We start from the raw sequence: 24826 nt of genomic DNA on the forward strand, positions 1-24826 counted from the left end.
GGCCTGGGAGGTGCCCCCAGTCGTCTGCGGCCCGGCGGCCGCGCGTGCGTCGCTCACAGCGCGCCCTTCGTGGAGGGGATGATGCCGGCCGCGCGCGTGTCGCGCTCGGACGCGTACCGCAGCGCCCGGGCCAGGGCCTTGAACTGGCACTCCACGATGTGGTGCGCGTTGCGCCCGTAGGGCACGTGCACGTGCAGCGCGATCTGCGCCTGGGCGACGAAGGACTCCAGGATGTGGCGGGTCATCGTGGTGTCGTACTCGCCGATCATCGGCGCCATGTTCTCGGGCTCGGTGTGCACGAGGTACGGGCGGCCGGACAGGTCGACGGTGACCTGGGCGAGCGACTCGTCCAGCGGGACCGTGCAGTTGCCGAAGCGGTAGATGCCCACCTTGTCGCCGAGCGCCTGCTTGAAGGCGGCGCCCAGCGCGAGGGCGGTGTCCTCGATGGTGTGGTGGGAGTCGATGTGCAGATCGCCGTCGGTCTTCACGGTCAGGTCGAACAGACCGTGCCGGCCGAGCTGGTCGAGCATGTGGTCGTAGAAGCCGACGCCGGTGGCGATGTCGGTCCTGCCGGTGCCGTCGAGGCCGATCTCGACCAGGACCGAGGTCTCCTTGGTGGTGCGCTCGACCCTGCCGACGCGTCCCTCGCGAGTCATCCGCTCTGCTCCTGTTCCTTCTTCAGTTCCCGTACCGCGTCGAGGAACGCGTCGTTCTCCTGGGGCGTTCCGGCGGTGACCCGCAGCCACCCCGGTACGCCGTTGTCCCGGACCAGGACGCCCCGGTCCAGGATCCGCCGCCAGGCGGCGTGGGCGTCCTCGAACCGCCCGAACTGGATGAAGTTGGCGTCCGACTCGACCACGTCGTAGCCGATCGCGCGCAGTTCGCCGACGAGCCGGTCCCGTTCGGCCTTCAGCTGCTCGACATAGCCGAGCAGCGTGTCGGTGTGCTCCAGGGCGGCCAGCGCCGTCGCCTGGGTGATCGCCGAGAGGTGGTACGGCAGCCGGACCAGCTGCACGGCGTCCACCACCGCCGGGTGCGCCGCGAGGTAGCCGAGGCGCAGTCCGGCGGCGCCGAACGCCTTGGACATGGTGCGGGAGACGACCAGGTGCGGCCGGTCCTGGAGCAGCGGCAGCAGCGAGGCGCCGTGGCTGAACTCGATGTACGCCTCGTCCACGACCACCATGGACGGCTTGGCCGCCTGCGCCGCCTCGTACAGCGCGAGGACCGTCGACGGCGGCACCGCGTTGCCGGTGGGGTTGTTGGGGGTGGTGACGAAGACGACGTCCGGTCGGTGCTCCGCGATCGCCCGCTCGGCGGCGGCGAGGTCGATCGTGAAGTCCTCGCGGCGCGGCCCGGAGATCCAGCCCGTGCCCGTGCCGCGCGCGATGAGCGCGTGCATGGAGTACGAGGGCTCGAAGCCGATCGCGGTACGGCCCGGACCGCCGAAGGTCTGCAGCAGCTGCTGGATGACCTCGTTGGAGCCGTTGGCCGCCCAGACGTTCTCGACGCCGACACGGTGGCCGCCCGTCCTCGTCAGGTACGCGGCGAGCTCGGTACGCAGCTCCACCGCGTCCCGGTCGGGATAGCGGTTGAGGTGGCGGGCCGCCTCGCGCACCCGCTCGGTGATCCGCTCGACCAGCGGCTCGGGCAGCGGGTAGGGGTTCTCGTTGGTGTTCAGCCGTACGGGGACGTCCAGCTGGGGCGCGCCGTAGGGGGACTTGCCGCGCAGCTCGTCCCGTACGGGAAGATCGTCGATTCCGAAGCTCACTTGCTCGTCGGTACCTTCCAGCCGAACCTCGCCTTGATCGCCGCGCCGTGCGCGGGCAGGTCCTCCGCCTCCGCCAGCGTCACCACGTGGTGGGCGACCTCGGCGAGGGCGTCCTCGGTGTAGTCCACGATGTGGATGCCGCGCAGGAAGGACTGGACGGACAGGCCCGAGGAGTGGCAGGCGCAGCCGCCGGTCGGCAGCACGTGGTTGGACCCGGCCGCGTAGTCGCCGAGCGAGACCGGCGCCCAGGGGCCGACGAAGACCGCGCCGGCGTTGCGCACCCGGTCGGCGACCGCGGCCGCGTCGGCCGTCTGGATCTCCAGGTGCTCGGCGCCGTAGGCGTCGACCACCCTCAGGCCCGCGTCGATGCCGTCGACCAGGACGATCGCGGACTGCTTGCCGGACAGGGCCGGGCGGATCCGGTCCTCGATGTGCTTGGTCGCCGCGACCTGCGGCTCCAGCTCCTTCTCGACCGCGTCCGCGAGCTCCGCGGAGTCGGTGACCAGGACGGCGGCGGCCAGCGGGTCGTGCTCGGCCTGGCTGATCAGGTCGGACGCGACGTGCACCGGGTCGGCGCCGGCGTCCGCGAGGATCGCGATCTCGGTGGGGCCGGCCTCGGTGTCGATGCCGATCCTGCCGGTGAAGTAGCGCTTGGCGGCGGCGACCCAGATGTTGCCGGGGCCGGTGACCATGTTCGCGGGCGGGCAGGACTCGGTGCCGTAAGCGAACATCGCGACGGCGTGGGCGCCGCCGGCCGCGTACACCTCGTCGACGCCCAGCAGGGCGCAGGCGGCGAGGATCGTCGGGTGCGGCAGCCCGCCGGCTGGATCATTTTCAAAAGCGGGGGCCTGCGGCGGGGAGGCGAGCGCGATCGACTCCACGCCGGCCTCCTGCGCGGGCACGACGTTCATGACCACGGAGGACGGGTAGACCGACCGGCCGCCCGGCGCGTACAGCCCGACGCGCTCGACCGGCACCCACTTCTCGGTCACCGAGCCGCCGGGCACCACCTGGGTGGTGTGCGTGGCGCGGCGCTGCTCGCGGTGGACGAGCCGGGCGCGCCGGACGGACTCCTCCAGCGCCGCGCGCACGGCCGGGTCGAGCTGCTCCAGCGCGTCCTTGAGTGCCTGGGCGGGAACCCGCACCGACTCAAGCCGCACGCCGTCGAACCGCTCGGCGAAGTCGATCAGCGCCGCGTCGCCACGATGATGCACGGCCTCGCAGATCGGACGCACCTTCTCCAGGGCGGCCGAGACGTCGAAGTCGGCTCGGGGCAGCAGGTCGCGCAGGGCGGGGCCCTCGGGGAGGGCGTCGCCGCGCAGATCGATTCGGGAGATCACGGTGTCAATTCTCTCAGACCGCGCGCGGACACTGTCCGTCCGTATCAGTGACTGATACGGACCGCCGTGTCGGTGGCTGGTGCGGGGCACGGAAGGAGCCGCTCACATTTCGTGTTCAGAGCGTCACCGATCGGGCATGACCGGTTGTACGAAGCGTAGTCATCCCGCGAGCAGCCGGGGAGGGAGGGAGGATCGTGACGGAGGGGGCCGACTTGCACTCCGGGGACCTGTCCGACGACCTGACCGCCACCGAGGCGGGAATGTGGCAGGCCTTCCGCAACGGCAGCGTGTACGACCTGCGCAGCGGTGACGCCGTGGTGGACGATCCGCACGGCGGGCATCCGTGGGGGCCCGAGCGGACCGTGCGGGCGCGCGTCGTGTGCTGGCTGCTCCTTGACGGACCGCCCGCGCTCGCCGGGCGCGTGTCGTCCCTGAAGCTCCGCGGCCTGCGGATCACGGACGCCCTGGACCTCGCCGGGGGCGCGGTGCTGCCGTACGTGGAGCTGAACGGCTGCCGGTTCGACCAGGAGGTCCTGCTGCCGGAGGCGCGCTTCACCACTGTGCGGCTGGTGGACTGCGCGGTGCCGCGGCTGGAGGCGGCCCGGGTGCGCACCGAGGGCGATCTGCATCTGCCGCGCTGCCGGTTCACCGGCGGGATACGGCTGACCGACGCGCACATCGGCACGGACCTGCTGCTCAGCCAGGCGGTCGTGCACCGGGACCGGGCCGGCCGTTCGATCGCCGCCGACGGGATGACGGTGGGCCAGGACCTCCAGGCGGAGCTGCTGGAGTCGTACGGCGAGTTCAGTCTGCGCAGCGCGAAGATCGGTGTCTCGCTGAGCCTGCGCGGCGCGCGGCTGGCGAACCCGCGGGAGCGGTTCGCGCTGAACGCGCCGCAGCTCACCGTCGAGCGCACCCTGTACCTCACCCCGGCGGGCGTGGGCGGCCCGCTGAGCGGGGTGACGCCCGCGCGCGGGACCCGGATCCAGCCCTTCGAGTGCCGGGGCGGGGTGCGTCTGGACGACGGGCGGTTCGGCGACGCGGTCGATCTGGAGCGGGCCCGTTTCACCCTCACGGACGAACAGGTGCTGTCGCTGCGCCGGGTGCAGACGCCGGAGCTGCGCTTCCTCGGGGAGCCGCCGCCGCGCGGGCAGGTGCTGCTGTCCGGGGCGCGGGTCGTCACCCTCGTCGACCGGGCGAGCAGCTGGCCCGGCCCGGGCAGTCTGCACATGGGCGGCTTCGTCTACGAGAACCTGGTGCCGCGGGGCCCGTTCCCGCTGGCCGAGCGGCTGGACTGGGTGGCGGCGGCGACCGCCGAGTACAACCCGGAGCCGTACGAGCGGCTGGCCGCGGTGCTGCGGGAGGCGGGCGAGGACGTGGACGCACGCGAGGTACTGCTCGCCAAGCAGCGGCGCCGCCGCGAGACCCTGCCGCTCGCCGCCAAGCTGGTGGGCTACGTCCAGGACTGGGCGGTGGCCTACGGGTACCGGCCGGGCCGGGCCGCGGTGTGGATGGCGGTGCTGTGGGCGGCGGGTTCGCTGGCCTTCGCGCGCCTGGGCCCGCCGCCGGCCGACCCCGGCGGCCACCCGGAGTGGAACCCCGCCCTGTTCGCCCTCGACCTGCTGCTGCCGTTCGTCGACCTGGGCCAGGCGGACCAGTGGCAGCTGCGCGGCGGCTGGCAGTGGCTCGCCGCGGCGCTGATCGTGGTCGGCTGGATCCTGGCCACGACGGTGGCGGCGGGCGCGACACGGCTGCTGCGACGGAACTAGTGCCCCGACAGGCAACGTTCGCCCCGTCGCGGCGTCCGGCACTCCCCCAAGCTCTTCGAGCTTGGGGGAGCACCGGACGCCGCTCCTTCACGGGGTTGCCTGCCGCGGCACCAGGACCCTCTCGTTCGGATCAGGCCGAGCGCGCGGACAGTTGTTGAAATCGGCACCTTTTACTCGACCTTGACCATCCCGCGTACAACTTTCCGCTCCTTGCCCGAACCCCCTGGCGCGCGTGCGACCTGCGTCTTTCAATGGTCGACACCATGGCAACGCTGCCCGCGTTCATCCGCCCTGCCCGGATGACAAGAACCGTCCCCAGCCCCGCCGCCGGGTTCACCGCCGCCGGGCTCCCCTCCGACGACGAGGTCCTCCTCGACGTGCCCGACGAACCTCTCGGCCCGGCGCTGGTCGCCGCCGCCCAGGGCGCGTACCGGCCCGCCGCGGCGCTGCTCGCCGGTACCCGGGAGGGGGCCCGCTGGGAGGAGCGCGACCGGTACACGAGACGGCTGGCCGCCATCGCCCGCTCCCGACCGGAGTGGCTGGACGCCTGGCTCGCCACCGCCCCGCACGACCCGGACGCGCTGCTGGTCGCCGCCCAGCTCGCGGTCGACCGCGCCTGGCCCTCGCCCGCGCGGGCCGAGCTGCTGCGCGGCGTCAGCCCCCTGATCACGGCCGCCGCACGCGCCGACGCCCGTGACCCGGTGCCGTGGCGGGTCGCGCTGGACCACGCGCGCGGCAGCCGCGCCGGGCACCGCTACTTCGAGGAGCTGTGGGAGGCCGCGGTCCGCCGCGCCCCGCACCACTACGGCTGCCACGTGGCCGCCCTGCGCTATCTGACCACCTCCTGGCACGGCTCGCACCGCGAGTGCTTCGACTTCGCCGACATGGCCGCCCAGGACGCCCCGGCCGGCTCGCTCGTCCAGGCGCTGCCCGTGCGGGCCGCCTTCGCCTATCTGACCGACGGCTGCGGGCCCCGGGTGCCGCGGGCCCGGCTGCACGCGGCGGCCGACCGGGCGATCGTGCTCTCCGCCCGCTTCCCGGCGGCCGTGCCCTGGCCCGCGGAGATCCGCAACCTGCTGACCTGCGTCCTGCTGCGGCTGGAGCGCCCCGAGGACGCCCTCGTGCAGCTGCGCCTCATCGGCCCGTACGCCACCTCCTTCCCCTGGGAGCGGCAGTCGGACGACCCGCTGGGGTTCTTCCTGAAACTGCGCGCCGACCTGGGGGCCGCACCGCCCGCAGGGCCGTCCCGGCGCCCGCGATACGGGCTCGGCGGACGCGCCCGTCGCGGCGAGCATTAGGCTTTTGCGCCGTGACCACCGTCCACCTTCCGCTCTTCCCCCTGAACACGGTGCTGTTCCCGGGGCTGGTGCTGCCCCTGAACGTCTTCGAGGAGCGCTACCGCGCCATGATGCGCGCGCTGCTGAAGACGCCCGAGGACGAACCGCGCCGGTTCGCCGTCATGGCGATCCGCGACGGCCACGAAATGGCCGAGAGCGCCCCCGGCATGCCCGATCCGACCGCACGGATCGAACGCGGCCCCGCCGCCGGCTTCGGCACCGACCCGGCCAAGGCCTTCCACTCCGTGGGCTGCGTGGCGGACGCGGCGACGATCCGGGAGCGGGCCGACGGCACCTTCGAGGTGCTGGCCACGGGCACGACCCGGGTCCGGCTGCTGTCCGTGGACGCCTCCGGCCCCTATCTCGTGGCGGAGCTGCGGGAGCTGGCCGAGGAGCCCGGCGACGAGGCGGGCGCGCTGGCCGAGGGGGTGCTGCGGTCCTTCCGCCAGTACCAGAAGCGGCTGGCGGGCGCGCGGGAGCGGTCGCTGACTGCCGCGGAGCTGCCGGACGAGCCGAGCGTGGTGTCGTACCTGGTGGCCGCGGCGATGATGCTCGACATTCCGGCGAAGCAGCGGCTGCTCCAGGCGCCCGACGTCTCCTCCCGGCTGCGCGACGAGCTGAAACTCCTGCGCAGGGAGACGGCGATCCTCCGTAGTCTGCCGTCGTTGCCGGCCGCGGAGCTGACCCGCGGGCCGACGAGTCTCAACTGAAGGAACGGGTCGGGATGGCCAAGAAGGCGAAGAAGCAGCAGGACAAAGGGGCGGGGGGCACCCCGGCGACGGTGGCGCTGACCGCGGCGGGCGTGCGCTACACCGTGCACTCCTACGACCACGACCCCTCCCACCCCTCCTACGGCGAGGAGGCGGCCGAGGCGATGGGCGTCTCCCCGGACCGGGTGTTCAAGACGCTGGTGGCGGACGTCGACGGAGCCCTGACGGTGGCCGTGGTGCCGGTCGCGGGCTCCCTGGACCTCAAGGCCCTGGCGGCGGCGGTCGGCGGCAAGCGGGCGGCGATGGCCGACCCGGCCCTCGCGGAGCGCACCACCGGTTACGTCCGCGGCGGCATCTCCCCCCTCGGCCAGCGCAAGAGGCTCCCCACGGTCCTGGACGACTCGGCGCCCGCCCACACCACCATCTGCGTCTCGGCGGGCCGCCGCGGCCTGGAGGTCGAACTGTCCCCGGGTGACCTGGCGGGCCTCACCGGCGCCGCCCTCGCCCCGATCGGGCGCGGCTGACCGTCCCCCGCCCGGCCATCGCGCCGGCGGGCGGGACCGGCTGAGGCCCGTTCTGCCGCCCGTCCTGCCACCCGCCCGCGTCCGCCTCGCGGCCTCCGTGAGCCGGACCGGCCCCGGCCGGCTAGGGCGCCGAGGAGTCCCCGTGCCCGTGGGCACCGTCCCCGTACGCGCTGTCTCCGTGCGCCCCGCCCACGTACATCTCCGGGTCCCGCGGCCCGAACAGGGACGTCATCCCCAGGTGGACGAGCAGCGCGGCCAGCGGCCAGGCCAGCAGCGCCCCCTTGGCGTCGAGCTTCAGCGGCGCCGGGAACGTCACTCCCTTGCCCACCGCCTTGGCGTGGACGATCACGTCCTGCTCGGGTCCGAGCCACACACCGAGCCGCCACGCCAGCAGCGACCCGAGCAGCCCTCCGACGCACAGGGCCACCACCAGCGGCACACCGCCGCGCCTGCGCACCAGGAAGACGGCCGTCGCGCACACCACGCCGAAGGCCAGGGCCAGCAGCGTGAACGTGCCGTCCACGCCGATGGCCTGCTCACCCTCGGTGTCCTTGAGGTACACGACCCAGTTGTTCCCGGACACCTCGGCGATCAGCGGCACCTTCGGTGCCAGCCGCAGCCAGAGCAGTCCCAGCGGCACCCCGCAGAGCGCCACGGCGACCAGGACGACGACGGCCTCCCGGATCTCGGCCGCCCATCCGGGCCCGTCCTGTTCGTAGAGGCTCAGCGGCCGGGCGGGCGGCACCTGCCAGGACTGGACCGGCCCCGGCTGCGGGGTCTGCTCGGACCCCGACGGCTCCGAGGGCCCCGACGACGCCGAGGACGGCGAGGGTTCGGACGGCCCGGAGGGGCCGGAAGGCTGTGAGGAGCGCCGGTGCGGCGGTGGTGGCGGAGTCAACGGAGCTGTCACCTTGTCATCGTGCCAGTTGCGGGGGAAGGCCGCGTCACCGGACGGCGGCCCGGCGGTAGGCCCAGGTGGCGACGGCCAGCGAGACCACCCCGACCCCGGCGCAGACGGCCATGTCGCCGGCCACCAGAGCCCAGTCGGGACGGGCCGCGAAAGTGTGGGCGTAGGCCTCCACGCCGTACGTGGACGGCAGCAGGTCACGCAGCAGCCGTACCGCCTCGGGCATGCGGTCGGGGGGCAGCACGCCCAGCAGCAGCGCCGCCGACATGCCCAACTGTCCCAGCAGTGTGGCCAGTTCCGGGCGCGGTGCGAGCAGCCCGCAGGCCGCGCCGAGCCCGGAGAGCGCGGCACCGGCGAGCGGGATCACCACCACCAGCACCCACAGGTTGCCGAGCGGCAGCCCGAACAGCACGCACCCGAACACGGCGGTCACGAGCGTGCCCGGCACCGTGAAGGAGGCGTACGCGGCCGCCGCGCCCAGCACCACGGCCGCGGGCGGCACCGGGAGCGTCGCGTAGTGGTCGAGCCCGCCGCTGGCCCGCAGCTGCCCGAAGTACTGGGCGAGCAGGTTCAGCGCGACGAAGGCGACCACGACGACCGAGGCGCCGGACACCACGTATTGGGCCTCGCTGCCGCCGTCGACCACGCCCCGCATCATGACCATGATGCCGACGGACTGGAAGGTCGCCACGAACAGCAGCGGGAGCCTCGCCACCCGCGCCCGGGACAGCTGGGCCCGGTACACGGCGGCCAGCGACGGCCACAGCCGCGCCCGCGGCCCGAGCACGGCCGCGTCACCGGAAACGCCGTCCTGTACGGCCGTCGCGCCCGGCAGCACACCGGCGGGTACGACACTCACGTCGAACTGCTCCCTTTCCCTGCGGCAGCGCACGCGGCCGACTTGTCCGTCGCGGCGAGCGCGGCGGGTACGGTCGTGTCTCCCGCACCGGACGGGTTCCCCCCGGCGCCCGCGTACTCCTCCACGGATCCGCCGGTCCCCGCGCTCATGCCGCTGATCCCGGTCATGCCTTCACCAGCCCCTGCCGTGCGGCGCCGCCCAGCGCCAGGTACACGTCCTCCAGGCTGGGCGTGGTCAGCGTGAAGTCGTCCAGGGCGGCGAACGCGGCACCGCCGGTGACCGTGGCCACGGCGGCGCGGGCCTCCTCGGGCGCCAGCCGCAGCGTCCAGCGGCGGCCCGCCTCGACGGCCCGTTCCCTGAGCGCGGCGACCTCAGCCACCTCCAGGGGCGCCCGCTCCCGCCACACCAGTTCCACCCGCACCTCGCCGGAGACCCGCTCCTTGAGCCGGGCCGGGGTGTCGCAGGCGATGACCCGGCCCCGGTCCAGGACGGCGACCCGGTCCAGGACGGTCTCGGCCTCGATGACGTTGTGGGTGACCAGGACGACGGTCGTGCCGCGTTCGGCGCGCCGCCGGTCGACGGCGGACCACACCGCCCGCCGGGCCACCGGGTCCATTCCGGTGGTCGGCTCGTCGAGCACCAGCAGCGGGCGCTCGCCGACCAGCGCGGCAGCGAGGCAGGCGAGCCGCCGCTGGCCACCGGAGAGCTTCTTCAGCGGGCGCCCGGCGATCGGGGTGAGACCCAGTTCGTCGAGGACGGCGTCCCGCTCGGCACGCGCCTGCCGGAGGTCCAGGCCGCGCAGCCGCCCGGTGGTCTCGGCGGCGAGCGAGACGGTCAGCTCGTCCAGGGCGGTGGACTCCTGCCCGAGGTAGGCGAGGATCCGCGCGGCGCGCTCGGGGTGCGCCACGATGTCGTGGCCGAGGATCTCGACCGTGCCGCTGTCGGGGCGCAGCAGCCCGGTGAGCTGGCGTACGAGGGTGGACTTGCCGGCGCCGTTCGGCCCGAGCAGCCCGAAGATCTCGCCACGCCGTACGTCGAGCTCCACCGCGTCGGTGGCCAGCACCTCGGGCGTGCCGGGGGCACCGCGCCGGCCGCGCACCGCGGGGTAGGTCCGGGTCAGTCCGCGCACCGCGCACACGACGTCGTCCCCGGGGCGAAATGCCTGTGCCGTGCGCGTACTCACAAGGGACGAGGGTACGGGGTCGCGGAGCCCCGCTCGTCCTCGGGGCGCCCCGAGGAGGTCCGGTACGCGGTTCAGTCGCCGGCGGGGGCGCGCTCGGTGGAGGTCCGTACGTCGATCTCCCGCCAGAACCCGGCGCGGATGGCGTACCGGTCGTGCTCGTCGATCTGGTCGTCCTTGTGCGCGAGCAGCCCGAAGCGGGCGGCGTAGCGCAGCAGCTCGCCGTCGACGCGGTGCGGGACGCGGGGGTACATCGACGACAGTTTCTGCAGGTGCGACTGGTCGCCCAGCCGGTCCACCCAGCGCCTGGCGAAGACCTGTCCCACCTCGTACGGGTCGCCGCCGACCGTCGTGATGTCCTCCTCCCGGTCCGCCCACCGCTGCTCGGCCGTCGTCAGCTGGGCGAGCGTCGGCATGGAGGCGGCCTCGGGAGGCTCGGCGGGCGTGCCCGGCCGGTCCACCCAGCCCCGGTCCGAGGACCAGCGCAGCGTCGCCGTGGAGGGGTGCTGCGCGGGCGGGGCGCCGGGGGCGCGCAGGGCGGCCAGGTCCTTGGGCGTGGGCACGCCCTTGGCGGCGGGCACCCGCTCCTCGGTGCCGCCGCGCCCCGGGGCGGCGGCCGGGTGCTCCCGCGGTTCGGCGCGGCTCTCGGTGCCCGCGCTGAGCGTGGACTCGGGCAGCGGCGCGGAGAGGATCGCGGCGATCTCGGGGCGAGGCGCGGGCGGCGGCGCGCAGACACCGCCGAGTTCCTTGGCGCGTACGGCCTTGGTGATCCAGGTGCGGTCCAGCACGCGCCGCTCGTCGGCCTCGGCGACCAGGTCCTCGGACTGGTTGTAGTCGCCGTCGGCGGCCTGCACCGCCCACAGGTGTACGGCGACGCCGTGCTCCTTGGCGGCCATCATGCCGGGCAACAGGTCGCCGTCGCCGGTGACGAGGACGACGTCGGAGCAGGCGCGGTTGCGGGCCAGTTCGGTCAGTTCGGCGTGCATCGCGGCGTCGACGCCCTTCTGCGCCCAACGTCCGTCGCTGCGGGTGAGCGCGCCGAGCCGGACGGTGACCCGGGGCATCACGCGCAGCCGGCGGTGCTCGGGCTGCGGCACACGGTCGGGCGCGCCGTCGAACCAGTAGATGCGCAGCAGGGGCCGCTCGGTGTCGGACTCGGCCTGTTCACGCAGCCCCTGCACGAGAGCGGTGTGGTCGACGGTGATCCGGGACCGCGACGGCTCCCCGGCGAGGAGACTGGCCGCGGCGCCCAGCAGATACCCGGCGTCCACCAGGACGATGCAGCGGTCCACGCGATCCACCCTCTTTCCGGGAGGTTGCTTCGGGATGTGCTTGGGGATGTACTTCGGGATGTGCTTCGAGTCTGCCCGAACCGGCCAGGGTTAACGGCCCGAACTCGATCTTCGGCGTGGCGTTTCGGGAGCCCGCACCCCGACACCCCGCGTTACATACGGTAATTATCCAACATGCGTTCATTGTCGGCCTATGTGAATCTGGTCCCGGCCCTGGCCCCGAGATCCCCCACAGGAGGCTGATCACCATGGCCAAGAACCGCAAGCAGGACCGCAGCCGGCAGAAGACGTCCGTGGCCGCGAACGGCCCGCAGGAGACGGAGCAGTCCGTGTCGGAACCGCAGGCCGAGCATCACGCCCACGGGCCGCAGACGAGTCCGACTGCCATGGCCCGCAAGGGACGTCAGAAACGCTTCGGCCACAACTGACTCCGGTCCATGGACTGTTGAGCAAGTGCGGTAATCGACGAGGGGCGTACCCGATGCGCACGGGCACGCCCCTCGTTCATGTCAGCCCGCCAGGCAGGACGGGCCGAGCAGGACCTTCAGATCGCCGAACAGCGCCGGGTCCGGCTTGACCCGGTGCCGGTCCAGCCGTAGCACCGTCGTCCTGCTCGGCCCCTGGAGCCTGATGCGGACCTCGCTGTCGCCCTTGTGGTGGCTGAGGATCTCGCCGAGGCGGCTCACCATGGGCGGGGTCACCTTCAGCGCCGGGATGGTGAGGATCACCGGGGCGTTGGCCCCGGCGTTCGACAGGTCGGGGATCATCAGCTCCATCGCCACCAGGCGGGGCACGTCCTCCCGCTTGTCCAGGCGGCCCTTGACGAACACCACGGCGTCCTCGACGAGTTGGGTGGACACCAACTGGTAGGTCGCCGGGAAGAACATGCACTCGATGGAGCCGGCGAGGTCCTCGACGGTGGCGATCGCCCAGGCGTTGCCCTGCTTGGTCATCTTGCGCTGGAGGCCGGAGATGATGCCGCCGATGGTGACGACCGCGCCGTCGGCGTGCTCGCCGCCGGTGAGCTGGGAGATGCCCGCGTCGGCCTTGTCCGCGAGCACGTGCTCAAGACCGAACAGCGGGTGGTCGGAGACGTAGAGGCCGAGCATCTCCCGCTCCTGGGCGAGCAGATACGTCTTGTCCCACTCCTCGGAGGCGAACTCCACGTCAAGGCCGAAGCCGGGCTCGCCGCTGGTCTCCTCGCCCATTCCGCCGAAGAGGTCGAACTGGCCCTCGGCCTCCTTGCGCTTGACCGCGACGACGTTGTCGATCATCGGCTCGTACTGCGCGGTGAGGCCCTTGCGGGTGTGCCCCATCTCGTCGAAGGCGCCGGCCTTGATCAGCGACTCGGTGGTGCGCTTGTTGCAGACCACCGCCTCGACCTTGTCGAGGTAGTCGGGGAACGACGAGTACTTCCCCTTGGCCTTGCGGGACTTGATGATCGACTCGACGACGTTGGTGCCGACGTTGCGCACGGCGGAGAGGCCGAAGAGGATCACGTCGTCGCCCTGGGCGGCGAAGTTCGACTGGGACTCGTTGACGTTGGGCGGGAGCACCCGGATGCCCATGCGGCGGCACTCGTTGAGGTAGACCGCCGACTTGTCCTTGTCGTCCTTGACGGAGGTCAGCAGGCCCGCCATGTACTCGGCGGGGTGGTTGGCCTTCAGATAGGCGGTCCAGTACGACACCAGGCCGTACGCGGCCGAGTGGGCCTTGTTGAACGCGTAGCCGGCGAAGGGGACCAGCACGTCCCACAGGGCCTGGATGGCCTCGTCGCTGTAGCCGTTCTTCTGGGCACCGGCCTGGAAGATGGTGAAGTTCTTCGCCAGTTCCTCGGGCTTCTTCTTGCCCATCACGCGGCGGAGGATGTCGGCCTCGCCGAGCGAGTAGCCCGCGATGATCTGGGCGGCCTTCTGCACCTGCTCCTGGTAGACGATCAGGCCGTAGGTGACCGCGAGGACCTCCTCGAGGGGCTCCTCGAGCTCCTTGTGGATCGGCGTGATCTCCTGGAGCTTGTTCTTGCGCAGCGCGTAGTTGGTGTGCGAGTCCATGCCCATCGGGCCGGGACGGTAGAGCGCCGACACGGCCGAGATGTCTTCGAAGTTGTCGGGCTTCATCAGGCGCAGCAGCGAGCGCATGGGGCCGCCGTCGAACTGGAACACACCGAGTGTGTCGCCGCGCTGGAGCAGTTCGAAGGTCTTGGGGTCGTCCAGCGGGAGGCCGAGGAGATCGATGTCGATCCCCTTGTTGGACTTCACCATCTTGACGGCGTCATCCATGATCGTCAGGTTGCGCAGGCCGAGGAAGTCCATCTTCAGCAGGCCGAGCGACTCGCAGCTCGGGTAGTCCCACTGCGTGATGGTCACGCCGTCGGTGTGCCGGACCCAGACGGGCACGTGCTCGGTGATGGTCTCGCTGGACATGATCACGCCTGCGGCGTGCACGCCCATCTGCCGGACCAGGCCCTCGACGCCCTTGGCGGTGTCGATGACCTTCTTCACGTCCGGCTCGTTCTCGTACATCCCCCGGATCTCGCCCGCCTCGTTGTAGCGAGGGTGCGAGGGGTTGGTGATGCCGTCCAGGTCGATGCCCTTGCCGAGGACGTCGGCGGGCATCGCCTTGGTGAGCCGGTCGCCCATCGCGTACGGGTAGCCCAGCACACGCGCGGAGTCCTTGATCGCGTTCTTGGCCTTGATCTTGCCGTACGTGCCGATCATGGCGACCTTGTCGGCGCCGTACTTCTCCGTCACGTACCTGATCACCTCGACGCGCCTGCGCTCGTCGAAGTCGATGTCGACGTCGGGCATCGAGATGCGCTCGGGGTTGAGGAACCGCTCGAAGATCAGGCCGTGCGGGATCGGATCGAGGTCGGTGATGCCCATGGCGTACGCGACGATCGAGCCGGCCGCGGAGCCGCGGCCGGGACCGACCGCGATGCCGTTGTTCTTGGCCCACATGATGAAGTCGGCGACCACGAGGAAGTAGCCGGGGAAGCCCATCGAGATGATGACGTCCATCTCGTAGTCCGCCTGCTTCTGGCGGTCCTCGGGGATGCCGCCGGGGAAGCGGCGCTCCATGCCGCGGCGGACCTCCTCCTTGAACCAGGTGATCTCCGTGTAGCCGTCGGGGATGTCGAACTTCGGCATCAGGTTCTTCTCGACGAACATGCCCGTGGTGTCGACCATCTCGGCGACCAGGAGCGTGTTGGCGCAGCCCTCCTGCCAGGCGTCCGAGGAGTCGATGGCGTACATCTCCTCGGTCGACTTCAGGTAGTAGCCGGTGCCGTCGAACCTGAAGCGGTCGGGGTCGGAGAGGTTCTTGCCGGTCTGGATGCACAGCAGGGCGTCGTGCGCGCCGGCCTCGTGCGCGTAGGTGTAGTGCGAGTCGTTGGTGACCAGGGGCGGGATGCCGAGCTTCCGGCCGATCTCCAGCAGGCCGTCGCGGACCTTGCGCTCGATGTCGATGCCGTGGTCCATCAGCTCCAGGAAGTAGCGGTCCTTGCCGAAGATGTCCTGGTAGTCGGCGGCGGCCTTCAGGGCCTCGTCGAAGTGGCCGAGGCGCAGCCGGGTCTGCACCTCGCCGGAAGGGCAGCCGGTGGAGGCGACGACGCCCTCGGACCACTGGGCGATCGTCTCCTTGTCCATTCGGGGCCACTTCTGCAGCCAGCCCTCGGCGTAGGCGTCGGAGGAGAGGCGGAAGATGTTGTGCAGGCCGGTCCTGTTCACCGCCCACATCGTCTTGTGGGTGTAACCGCCGGAACCGGAGATGTCGTCGCGCTTCTGGTGCGGCTGGCCCCACAGGATCTTGCGCTTGTTGCGCCGGGACTCGGGGGCGACATACGCCTCGATCCCGATGATCGGGGTGATTCCGGCCTTCTTCGCGGTGTGGAAGAAATCGTAAGCGCCGTGGAGGTTGCCGTGGTCGGACATGGCGATGTGCGTCATGCCCATCTCGTTGCACGCGTTGAACATGTCCTTCAGCCGCGCGGCACCGTCCAGCAGCGAGTACTGGGTGTGGACGTGCAGGTGCGTGAACGGCGGCTTCGACACGGTTCGGCCTCCATGGACAACATAGACGACGGGCTGCGGACAGTCCGGTGAACAGCGTCGAAGTCTATGCCCCGGCACTGACACGCGACCGCGTTCCAGCCGTACCTTCGGGCGGGACAAGCACGGGCACTCCGCCGCACCGCCGGACGTTGGTGTGGGGGAACGCCCCTGCCGGACCCACTCCACACGTCACGCACCACCCGCACCAGGAGGCACTCCGCGATGTCAGCGATGTCGGTCCCCCAGCTCAGCGACGAGCAGCGCGGCAAGGAGATCATCGCCGTCCTCGACACCGCCTTCGGCGAGCTCCTGGCCGACGATCCGGACGCGCTCGGCATGAGGTTGCGGAGGATGGCGTCCTCGGCCCTCGCGTTCCACCGGGGCACGGCCTGTCTCTTCCACCACGACCTGAGCGGCGACCGGCGGGGCGGCCCGTACCTGGACGACCGCACCTCGCGGGTGTGGATCCACGGCGATCTGCACGCGGAGAACTTCGGCACCTACATGGACGCCGACGGCCGGCTGGTCTTCAGCGCCACCGGCTTCGACGAGGCGTATGTCGGCCCCTTCACCCTGGACCTCAAGCGGTTCGCCGCCTCCCTCGCCCTCGTCGGGTACTCCAAGGCGCTCAGCGACGAGCGGATCACCGAGCTGGTGACGCTGTACGCGAGCGCGTACCGCGACCGGATCCACGCCCTGGCCACCGGCGCCAAGAGCGACGAGGTGCCGCCCTTCACCCTCGACACCGCCGACGGCCCGCTTCTGGACACGCTGCGTGACGCCCGCTCGCTGACCCGTGCCGGGCTGCTGGAGTCGATGACCGGGATCCGCGACTTCGAGCGCCGCTTCGCGCCCGGCGGCGGCGCGGTCGAGCTGGACGCCGCCACCCGCTACAAGGTCCTCGCGGCCTTCGACGGCTATCTGGAGACCCTGCCGGAGGCGTCGCTGGCCCGCCCGGAGTCCTACCGCGTCAAGGACGTCGTCGGCCGCCGCGGGATCGACCCGGCCGGGCTGTCGTACGACATCCTCCTGGAGGGGCCCAGCGACGCCCTGGAGCACGACGTGGTGATCTCCGTCCAGCGGGCCCGGACCCCGGCGGCCGCCCGGCACATCACGGACCAGGCGATCCACGACCACTTCCAGCACGAGGGCCACCGCACGGTGGTCTGCCGCCGTGCCCTCCAGGCGCACACCGACCCGTGGCTGGGCTGGACCGAGCTGGACGGCGCGGGCCGGCTGGTCACCGAGGTCTCGCCGTACGCCGTGGACCTCGACTGGGACGACATCGACGACCCGGAGGAGATCGCGCAGGTGGTCGCCGACCTGGGCCGGGCCACGGCCGCCATGCACGCGGCGGCGGACGACGCCTCGGGCGAGTCGCTGGTGCCGTTCTCCACCGAGCGGGCCATCGACGCGGCGATCGCGGGCGACGAGGAGGGCTTCGCGCCGCTGCTCGTCGACTTCGCGCACGCCTACGGCGCACGCGCGCGTGCCGACCACCGCGTCTTCGTGGAGCTGCTGCGCAACGGGGGGATTCCGGGTCTGTGACGGATGGGCCGCACACAGGAACCCTTTAGGGGTCTCTTACCGGCCCGCATGACAGACTCTTTTCTCGCTATGGACATATCCGGGACCCGACTCAGAGCCGTGCGCGCGGCGCTGTTCACGGCTGTGGTCGTGACGCTCAGCACCGCGTCGCACGTGCTGCTGTCCCGGGTCCCGCTGCCGCTGAACACGGTGGCCGCGGTCGCGGCCGCCGTGTTCCTGCTCGCCTACGCCCTGGCCGGCCGCGAGCGCGGCTTCGGGCGGATCGCCGCCCTGCTGGTCCCCGTCGAGCTGGCCGCCGACACCGTCTTCACCACCGGGCAGCACCTGTGCTACGGCCCGGCGGGCGGCCCGGTCGCCGGTCCCCTGCGCTCGGTCGGCTTCGACGTGCTGTGCGGCGGGCACACCGACGTCGGCACCCCGCTGGCCCAGATGACCGGCGCCGACACCGGCCGGCTGACGGCCCTGCTCGCGCACGCCGACCCGGCCACGGCCTGGCTGCTGCTGGCCGCGCACATCGGCGTCGGCCTGCTCGCGGCCGGCTGGCTGCGGCGCGGCGAGCGGGCGCTCGCCCAGCTGCTGTGCGCGGTGGCCGCCACGACCTTCCGGCCGCTGCTGCTCGCGGTGGCGGCCGTCACGGTGCGCCGTGCCCGCCCGGCGGTCCGGCCGGCGCGTCCGGCGCCGCCGATCGCCGGGCTGCGGGCACGCGTCCTCGTGTACTCCCTGGGACGGCGCGGACCGCCGTGCCCGGACGCCCTCGCGCTCGTCTGAGCGACGACCCCGGGCGCCCCGAGCACGACCAGTCCCCCCTTCGTACCCCGCGCACGAAGCTGCGCGTCCCACGGGAGAACACCACCATGAGCAAGCGGAACACCCAGTCGGCGAAGACGGCGGCCCGGGAGCGGCTGCGCGTCGAGCGCGAGCGCGAGGCCAAGCGGGCCAAGATCAAGCGGCAGCTCACCGTGGCCGGCGCGGTCGTGGTCGTGCTGGCCGCGGCCGGCGGCATCGGCTACGCCGTCGTCCAGGCCAACAAGCCCGGCCACTGGGAGGCCGTGAAGGACGAGAAGGTCGTCGCCCCGGGCAACACCACCGGCACCGACGGCACGACCGTGGTCATCGGCAAGAGCTCGGCCCAGAAGACCCTCAAGATCTACGAGGACCCGCGCTGCCCGATCTGCGGCCAGTTCGAGGAAGCGGTCGGCACGACCGTCAAGAAGGACGTCGACGACGGCAAGTTCAAGCTCCAGTACATCGGCGGCACCTTCATCGACAACCACGACAACGGCGAGGGCTCCAAGAACGCGATGAGCGCCATGGGCGCCGCGCTCGACGTCAGCCCCGAGGCGTTCCTCGAGTACAAGTCCGCCCTGTACTCGACGAAGTGGCACCCGGAGGAGACCGACGACAAGTTCAAGAACGACGACTACCTCATCAAGGTGGCGGACACCGTGCTGGCCCTGAAGGACAACGCGTCGTTCCGCGACGCCGTCAAGAGCGGCAAGTACGACGCCTGGGCGGTCGCCATGTCGAAGACCTTCGACAACAACAAGGACGGGGTGACCGGCACCCCGAGCCTGGTCATGGACGGCAAGAAGGTGACCACGCCCGGCACCGAGAACCCGCCGATGACGGTGGACGAGTTCAACGCGGCGGTGGACGCGGCCCTCAAGGGCTGACCCCGGCCGGGAGCGCCCAGGAGCTAGGAGCCCTGGGTGTTCCCGTCGAGCTCCGCGAGGAAGCCGAGCGCCACCCGCCAGGTGGCCTCGGCTGCCTCCCCGTCGTAGTCCGGCAGGTCGGGGTCGGTGTAGAGGTGGCCGGCCCCGGCGTAGCGGTAGACCTCCACGTCGGCGCCGGTCCGGCCCATCTGGAGGTACCAGGCGCTCAGCCAGTCGTCCGGCTCGAACGGGTCGGGTTCGGCCACGTGCAACTGGACGGGCAGGTCGTCGGCGCTCGCGTTCGGCGCGACGTCCGAGGTGCCGTGCAGCAGGAGCAGCCCGCGGGCCTTCTCGTCACCGAGCGCGAGCGTCTGCGCGATGGCGGCCCCGAACGAGAACCCGGCGTAGACCAGGCCGCGCTCCGAGTAGGGCGCCGCGGCCAGCACGGCCCGCTTGAGCAGCTCGTCCTTGCCGATCGCTTCCTTGCAGGCCGTGCCCTCCTCGACCGTGTCGAACGTACGGCCCTCGAAGAGATCCGGGGTCCACACCTCGTGCCCGGCGGAACGCAGCCGGTCCGCGGCCTGGCGCACCGCGGGTCCGAGGCCGTAGGTCGAGTGGAAGAGCACGATGTTCATGAGCCCATGGTGCCAGCCGGGTACGACGGCCTCCGACCGGCCGGGTGCGCGCCCGCCCGGGAAGGGCCCGCGGACAGGCCCGGAGAGAGGATCGTCACACCGCCCCCGGCCCTACCCGCGATCTTCACGCTCACACATGTTCACACCGCGCGTCGCGGGTTAGGTTCGCAGGCATGGAGAACGTACTCCGCCCTCTGATCGTCGTCGGCGGCTCGGTCGTCCTCACGCTGGTCATCGGCTGGGCCACCGACCTGCTGCTGCGCAAGGCCGACGAACGGCACCACGACAATCCGCTGTGGGGCCTGCTGCGCCGTGCCCGCGTCCCCTACCAGCTCGTGCTGTGCGCCGCCCTGCTGCGCGGCTCCTACGACCAGGCCGAGCTGCTGGAGGAGCACCGGGTCGGGATCGGCCGGACGCTGACGCTGGTGCTGATCGGGTCGGCCGCCTGGCTGGTGATCCGGATCGCGGGGGCCGTCGTCGAGACCACGTACACGCGGTACGCCAACTCCCGTGCCCACCGGGATCCGGCCCGGGTTCGGCGGGTGCGCACCCAGGTCGAGCTGATCATGCGTGTCGTCTCGGCGGTGGTCATCGTGGTGGCGGCGGCCTCGATGCTGCTGACCTTCCCGGCGATGCGCGCGGCCGGCGCCTCGCTGCTGGCCTCGGCCGGCCTCCTCGGCATCGTCGCCGGTGTCGCCGCGCAGTCCACGCTGAGCAACATGTTCGCGGGGCTGCAGATCGCCTTCGGCGACATGGTGCGGATCGGCGACACCGTGGTCGTCAACGGCGAGTGGGGCACGGTCGAGGAGATCACGCTGACGTTCCTGACGGTACGGACCTGGGACGAGCGCCGGATCACCATGCCGGTGTCGTACTTCACGTCCAACCCGTTCGAGAACTGGTCGCGCGGCACCCCGCAGATGACCGGCACCGTCTACTTGCACCTCGACCACTGCGCGCCGATGGACGCGATGCGCGAGAAGCTGCGCGACATCCTGCGCGAGTGCCCGGCCTGGGACGGCCGCGCCTACAACCTGGTGGTCACGGACACGACGCCGACGACGATGGAGGTACGGGCCCTGGTGACGGCCAAGGACGCCGGCGACATCTGGACGGTACGGGTCGTGGTCCGCGAGCAGCTGCTGCGCTGGCTCTCCGAACACCACCCCTACGCCCTCCCCCGCATCAACACGGCCCAAGCCGTACCACCGCCGGCCCGCCACGACGGCACACCCCGCCCCGCCTTCGAGGACTCCCGGACGGGTCCCGCCTGACCTTTGGCCGGGAGCGAGACCCGGACCGGCCCCGCGACCACCGCCCGATTCACCACGGGCGGTGGGATCAGTGGCCGCGTTCCGCGCCGCCGTTGACCTGGATGATCTGGGAGGTGATGTGGGCGGCGGACGGTGAGGCCAGCCAGTGCAGGGTGGCCGCGATGTCACCCGGGGTTCCGGCGCGGCCGGTGGAGGTCTCGGCGACGAGGCGTTCACGGCGGGCGTCGTCCATCGAGTCGCCGAAGAAGTCGGTGTCCTCGACGTACCCGGGCGCGACCAGGTTCACCGTGATCCCGCGCGGGCCCAACTGTCGGGCGAGGTCGTGGGCGTAGGGGTGCAGGGCGGCCTTGGAGGCGGCGTAGGCGCCGCTGCCCGAACCGCGGTAGGCGGCGATGGAGCTGAGGAACAGCACCCGGCCGCCCGGTTCGGCGAGCCGCTCCTTGAGTGCCTCCGTCAGCAGCACCGCGGTCAGGGTGTTGATCCGGAAGTTCACCATCCAGTTGTCGGCGACGAGTTCGAGCGGGTCCTCCCGCTCCACCCGCGGCTCCAGCCGCCCCGACCCCCCGGCGCTGTGGATCAGCACGTCCACCGCCCCGAGTTCGTCGGCCACGAACCGGGCGACCGACCGCGCCCCGGCCACGTCACCCACGTCGGCGGCGAACGTCAGCGCGCCCGGCACCCCGGCCCCGTGCAGCACCTCGCCCCGCCGGCCGAGCAGCAGCACCCGGTCCCCGCCGGCGGCGAAGGTCAGCGCCGCGGCGAGTCCGATCCCCGTACCGCCCCCGCTGATGACGACGTTGCGACTCATGGGCCGGAGCGTACCGAGACGGCACCGGCCGGTCCCGGATGTCGGGCGCGGCTCACCGCAGACTGCGTACGTCCAGGTGGCGCAGTACCCGGTCCACGATCTCCGGGTCGGCCCCCGGCTCCCTGCGCGCCGCCAGCACCTCGTGCCGCGCCGCGCTCAGCATCTCGCTCTGGATCCGCCGCAGCCGCTTCAGCCTCCGTACGCGCTTGTCGTGGCCCTCCCTGCGCTCCTCCTCCCCCCACTGCGGGCTGATCCGCAGCCCGATGTCGAAGGCCCGCCGCAGCATCTGCTCGGACAGCTCCTCCGGCAGTTCCTCGACCGCCTCGATCTCCCGCAGCCGCCGCCTGGCCGCCCGCGACGCCCGAGCCGCCAGTTCCTCCTCGAACTCCTTCTCCCGTTCGGTGTCCGCCCGCACCCCCAGCCGTTTGACCAACCACGGCAGTGTGAGCCCCTGGAGGACGAGCGTCGCCATGATCACCCCGAAGGCGATGAACACGATCTCGTCCCGGTCGGGGAAGGGCGCGCCGCTGTCCGTCCTCAGCGGAATGGCCAGGGCGAGCGCCACCGAGGCCACCCCGCGCATCCCGGACCACCACATGACGACGGTCTCCCGCCAGGTCATGGGGATGTCCTCCTCGTAGTCCCGCAGGGCGTGCAGCCGTCTGGTGAGCCAGGTGGCCGGCAGCAGCCACACCAGCCGCACGAGCACCACCACGCCCACGACCACGCCCGCCCAGCCCAGCAGCTCGCCCCAGCGGCCCGAGGCGGTGCGCAGCGCGTTGTGCAGTTCGAGGCCGATCAGCCCGAACGCGACCCCGGTGACGAGCGTGTCCACGACGTCCCAGACGGTGTGCCCGGCCAGCCGGGTCATCACGTCGTCGGCGTCGGAGGCGTACTCCGCCAGGAACAGCGCGGTGGTGAGCACGGCGAGGACCCCGGAGCCGTGCAGCTCCTCGGCCAGCACGTAGGAGGCGTACGGCACGAGCAGCGTCAGCCCGATCTGCAGGGTCGGATCCCCCAGCAGGTCCAGCACCCTGTTCGTGCCCCAGCCGAGCAGCATGCCGACGGCCACCGCGACCACCGCGGACAGCACCAGGTCGAGCCCGGCCCGCCAGGCCGAGAACTCCCCGCTGACGGCGGCGGCGATGGCCACGTGGTAGAGGACGATGGCGGTGACGTCGTTGAACAGCCCCTCGCCCTCCAGGATCGACACCAGGCGGCGCGGCAGCCCGAGCTGTCCGGCCACGGCGGTCGCAGCGACCGGGTCGGGCGGCGCGACCAGCGCGCCCAGGGCCACGGCGGCTGCGACGGACAGCCCCGGCACGATGGCGTGGGAGACGAGAGCGACACAGAAGGTCGTGACGAACACCAGCGCCACGGCCAGCAGGAAGATCGGCCGTTTGTGCGCCGTGAACTGCCGCCAGGACGTGCGCCGTACGGCGGCGTAGAGCAGCGGCGGCAGCAGGGCGGGCAGGATCAGGGCGGGCGGGATGTCGATGTTGGGCACGAAGTGGAGCACGGCGAGGGCGATCCCGAGCAGCGTCATCAGGACCGGCGCGGGCAGCCCGAGCCGGTCGCCGACCGGGACGCTGATCACGGCCCCCAGCAACACGACGAACAGCAGGGCCAACTGATCCACGCTCAGCGCTCCGGGACGTCGGACGTTCACACGGCAGGCTTCAAGCCTGCCATGCCGCCCCGCTCACCGGCCGCTTCGGACTCGCGGGCTACAAGGCGCGCCGCATCGCGCGGTGCGGGATGCCCGCGTCGGGGAACTCCGGTCCGTACGCCGCGTAACCCAGCCGCTCGTAGAAGCCGAGCGCGTGGCTCTGCGCGTGCAGGTCCACCGCCGTGAGGCCACGCGCGCGTGCCGCGTCCTCGATCGCGCGCACCAGGGCCGCGCCGACGCCGAGACCGCGTGCCTCCTCGGTGACGGCGAGCCGTCCCAGGGAGCCGAGGGCCGGGTCGCCGCCGGTCTTCGCGGCGGCCTCCGCGCCGTGCAGCAGCCGCCCGGTACCGAGCGGCGCACCGTCGTCGCGGACCGCCAGCACGTGCACGGCGACGGCGTCGTACTCGTCGTACTCGATGTCCTGCGGGACGCCCTGCTCGACGACGAAGACCTCCTTGCGCACCGCGAAGCACGCCTCGCGGTCGGCGAGGTCCCGGGCGACGCGCACCTCGTAGGGCACGCTCACGCGTACGTCTCCTCGCGGACCTGGTCCAGGGCCTGCTGGAGGTCCTCGGGGTAGTCGCTGGCGAACTCCACCCACTGGCCGTCGCCGGGGTGCTCGAAGCCGAGCCGGACCGCGTGCAGCCACTGGCGGGTCAGCCTCAGCCGCTTGGCGAGGGTGGGGTCGGCGCCGTAGGTCAGGTCACCGACGCAGGGGTGGCGGTGGGCGGCCATGTGGACGCGGATCTGGTGGGTGCGCCCGGTCTCCAGCTTGACGTCGAGCAGGGAGGCCGCGCGGAACGCCTCGATCAGGTCGTAGTGCGTGACGGACGGCTTGCCGTCGGCGGTGACCGCCCACTTGTAGTCGTGGTTCGGGTGCCGGCCGATGGGCGCGTCGATGGTGCCGCTGGTCGGGTCGGGGTGGCCCTGGACCAGGGTGTGGTAGCGCTTGTCGACCGTGCGCTCCTTGAACTGGCGCTTGAGCGACGTGTACGCGTACTCGGACTTGGCGACCACCATCAGACCCGAGGTGCCGACGTCGAGGCGGTGCACGATGCCCTGGCGCTCGGCGGCGCCGGAGGTGGAGATGCGGTAGCCGGCCGCCGCGAGGCCGCCGATCACGGTCGGGCCGGACCAGCCGGGGCTGGGGTGCGCGGCGACGCCGACCGGCTTGACGATCACGACCACGTCGTCGTCGTCGTGCACGATCTCCATGCCCTCGACCGGCTCGGCGACCACCTGCACGGGCGCGGGTGCCTGCGGCATCTCGACCTCGAGCCAGGCACCGCCGCGCACCCGCTCGGACTTGCCGGCCACCGTGCCGTCGACCAGCACCTTGCCCGTGGCGGCCAGCTCCGCCGCCTTCGTACGGGAGAAGCCGAACATCCGGGAGATGGCGGCGTCGACGCGCTCGCCCTCCAGGCCTTCGGGCACGGGCAGGGTACGGATCTCGGGAAGCGTGCTCACCCGTCGAGTATGCCGGACCGGTCCGGCGTTCCCGTCCC

At 72.1% G+C, this 24826-nt stretch carries 23 protein-coding genes; 9 read left to right on the top strand and 14 right to left on the bottom strand.

The genetic code is table 11. The annotated features are described in order from the left end of the window. Window positions 1–53: 53 nt before the first annotated feature. The 3 genes from hisB to hisD are packed head-to-tail and all read right to left on the bottom strand — an operon-like array spanning window position 54 to window position 3108. The gene (gene hisB, locus CG719_RS17570; RefSeq protein ID WP_100569596.1) at window positions 54–656 is read right to left on the bottom strand and encodes an imidazoleglycerol-phosphate dehydratase HisB; all 603 of its coding nucleotides are present in this window, start codon (window positions 654–656) and stop codon (window positions 54–56) included. Beyond that, the gene (locus CG719_RS17575) at window positions 653–1768 is read right to left on the bottom strand and encodes a histidinol-phosphate transaminase (protein ID WP_100569597.1); all 1116 of its coding nucleotides are present in this window, start codon (window positions 1766–1768) and stop codon (window positions 653–655) included. Before CG719_RS17575 ends, hisB begins: the two co-directional genes overlap by 4 nt. Beyond that, window positions 1765–3108, bottom strand: a complete 1344-nt coding sequence (hisD, locus tag CG719_RS17580; RefSeq protein ID WP_100569598.1) for a histidinol dehydrogenase — start codon at window positions 3106–3108, stop codon at window positions 1765–1767. The genes CG719_RS17575 and hisD overlap by 4 nt, the downstream gene beginning before the upstream one ends. A 194-nt stretch (window positions 3109–3302) precedes the next feature. Between hisD and CG719_RS17585 the strand changes: the two genes are divergently transcribed. The 4 genes from CG719_RS17585 (at window position 3303) to ybaK (ending at window position 7448) form a co-directional block, all read left to right on the top strand. Then, window positions 3303–4877, top strand: coding sequence for an oxidoreductase (locus tag CG719_RS17585; protein ID WP_100569599.1), 1575 nt, complete (start codon window positions 3303–3305; stop codon window positions 4875–4877). 251 nt (window positions 4878–5128) lie between these two features. Then, on the top strand, window positions 5129–6175 hold the full coding sequence (locus CG719_RS17590) for a hypothetical protein (RefSeq protein ID WP_100569600.1): 1047 nt from the start codon (window positions 5129–5131) through the stop codon (window positions 6173–6175). An 11-nt stretch (window positions 6176–6186) separates the two neighbouring features. Beyond that, window positions 6187–6924, top strand: coding sequence for an LON peptidase substrate-binding domain-containing protein (locus tag CG719_RS17595; RefSeq protein ID WP_100569601.1), 738 nt, complete (start codon window positions 6187–6189; stop codon window positions 6922–6924). 14 nt (window positions 6925–6938) lie between these two features. Beyond that, window positions 6939–7448, top strand: a complete 510-nt coding sequence (gene ybaK, locus CG719_RS17600) for a Cys-tRNA(Pro) deacylase (protein WP_100569602.1) — start codon at window positions 6939–6941, stop codon at window positions 7446–7448. Between the two features lie 121 nt (window positions 7449–7569). On the opposite strand, the gene CG719_RS17605 is transcribed toward ybaK, so the two are convergent. The 5 genes from CG719_RS17605 to CG719_RS17620 all read right to left on the bottom strand — a co-directional run bounded on the left by CG719_RS17605 (window position 7570) and on the right by CG719_RS17620 (window position 11686). After that, a complete protein-coding gene (locus CG719_RS17605) occupies window positions 7570–8358 on the bottom strand; it encodes a hypothetical protein (protein WP_234375626.1) in 789 nt (262 codons plus the stop codon). Between the two features lie 34 nt (window positions 8359–8392). Beyond that, entirely contained in the window at window positions 8393–9214 is an 822-nt protein-coding gene (locus CG719_RS17610; protein ID WP_100569603.1) for an ABC transporter permease, read from the bottom strand. After that, the gene (locus CG719_RS35415) at window positions 9211–9381 is read right to left on the bottom strand and encodes a hypothetical protein (RefSeq protein WP_159024889.1); all 171 of its coding nucleotides are present in this window, start codon (window positions 9379–9381) and stop codon (window positions 9211–9213) included. The genes CG719_RS17610 and CG719_RS35415 overlap by 4 nt, the downstream gene beginning before the upstream one ends. Beyond that, window positions 9378–10352 carry an ABC transporter ATP-binding protein gene (locus CG719_RS17615; protein ID WP_100569604.1) on the bottom strand — a complete coding sequence of 325 codons (975 nt, stop codon included), beginning with the start codon at window positions 10350–10352 and terminating at the stop codon, window positions 9378–9380. The genes CG719_RS35415 and CG719_RS17615 overlap by 4 nt, the downstream gene beginning before the upstream one ends. Window positions 10353–10468: 116 nt before the next feature. Further along, complete coding sequence (locus tag CG719_RS17620; RefSeq protein ID WP_100569605.1) at window positions 10469–11686, bottom strand: NYN domain-containing protein; 1218 nt, start codon at window positions 11684–11686, stop codon at window positions 10469–10471. A 248-nt stretch (window positions 11687–11934) separates the two neighbouring features. Between CG719_RS17620 and CG719_RS17625 the strand changes: the two genes are divergently transcribed. Further along, window positions 11935–12114 (top strand): hypothetical protein, encoded by a 180-nt coding sequence (locus tag CG719_RS17625; RefSeq protein ID WP_100569644.1) that lies wholly within the window; start codon window positions 11935–11937, stop codon window positions 12112–12114. 81 nt (window positions 12115–12195) lie between these two features. Here the strand turns inward: CG719_RS17625 and dnaE are convergent, their stop codons facing one another. Beyond that, window positions 12196–15735: a DNA polymerase III subunit alpha gene (gene dnaE / locus CG719_RS17630; protein WP_100569606.1), complete on the bottom strand. Its 3540-nt coding sequence runs from the start codon at window positions 15733–15735 to the stop codon at window positions 12196–12198. A 231-nt stretch (window positions 15736–15966) separates the two neighbouring features. Here dnaE and CG719_RS17635 point away from each other — a divergent pair, with 231 nt between their 5' ends. The 3 genes from CG719_RS17635 to CG719_RS17645 all read left to right on the top strand — a co-directional run bounded on the left by CG719_RS17635 (window position 15967) and on the right by CG719_RS17645 (window position 18956). Beyond that, window positions 15967–17283, top strand: a complete 1317-nt coding sequence (locus CG719_RS17635) for a DUF2252 domain-containing protein (protein WP_100569607.1) — start codon at window positions 15967–15969, stop codon at window positions 17281–17283. Window positions 17284–17352: 69 nt separating this feature from the next. After that, on the top strand, window positions 17353–18051 hold the full coding sequence (locus CG719_RS17640; RefSeq protein ID WP_100569608.1) for a hypothetical protein: 699 nt from the start codon (window positions 17353–17355) through the stop codon (window positions 18049–18051). An 86-nt stretch (window positions 18052–18137) separates the two neighbouring features. Beyond that, entirely contained in the window at window positions 18138–18956 is an 819-nt protein-coding gene (locus CG719_RS17645) for a thioredoxin domain-containing protein (protein ID WP_100569609.1), read from the top strand. A 23-nt stretch (window positions 18957–18979) separates the two neighbouring features. On the opposite strand, the gene CG719_RS17650 is transcribed toward CG719_RS17645, so the two are convergent. Continuing rightward, on the bottom strand, window positions 18980–19570 hold the full coding sequence (locus CG719_RS17650) for a dienelactone hydrolase family protein (protein WP_100569610.1): 591 nt from the start codon (window positions 19568–19570) through the stop codon (window positions 18980–18982). 173 nt (window positions 19571–19743) lie between these two features. Between CG719_RS17650 and CG719_RS17655 the strand changes: the two genes are divergently transcribed. Further along, complete coding sequence (locus CG719_RS17655) at window positions 19744–20844, top strand: mechanosensitive ion channel family protein (RefSeq protein ID WP_100569611.1); 1101 nt, start codon at window positions 19744–19746, stop codon at window positions 20842–20844. 67 nt (window positions 20845–20911) lie between these two features. On the opposite strand, the gene CG719_RS17660 is transcribed toward CG719_RS17655, so the two are convergent. From CG719_RS17660 to CG719_RS17675, 4 genes are all read right to left on the bottom strand, one after another. Then, window positions 20912–21652 (bottom strand): SDR family NAD(P)-dependent oxidoreductase, encoded by a 741-nt coding sequence (locus tag CG719_RS17660; RefSeq protein ID WP_100569612.1) that lies wholly within the window; start codon window positions 21650–21652, stop codon window positions 20912–20914. Between the two features lie 52 nt (window positions 21653–21704). After that, the gene (locus tag CG719_RS17665; RefSeq protein WP_100569613.1) at window positions 21705–23291 is read right to left on the bottom strand and encodes a Na+/H+ antiporter; all 1587 of its coding nucleotides are present in this window, start codon (window positions 23289–23291) and stop codon (window positions 21705–21707) included. 88 nt (window positions 23292–23379) lie between these two features. Continuing rightward, window positions 23380–23847: a GNAT family N-acetyltransferase gene (locus CG719_RS17670; RefSeq protein WP_100569614.1), complete on the bottom strand. Its 468-nt coding sequence runs from the start codon at window positions 23845–23847 to the stop codon at window positions 23380–23382. Continuing rightward, on the bottom strand, window positions 23844–24788 hold the full coding sequence (locus tag CG719_RS17675) for an RluA family pseudouridine synthase (protein ID WP_100569615.1): 945 nt from the start codon (window positions 24786–24788) through the stop codon (window positions 23844–23846). Before CG719_RS17675 ends, CG719_RS17670 begins: the two co-directional genes overlap by 4 nt. Window positions 24789–24826 lie beyond the last annotated feature (38 nt).

The sequence above is a fragment of the Streptomyces sp. CB01373 genome, assembly GCF_002803075.1.
Lineage (GTDB): Bacteria > Actinomycetota > Actinomycetes > Streptomycetales > Streptomycetaceae > Streptomyces.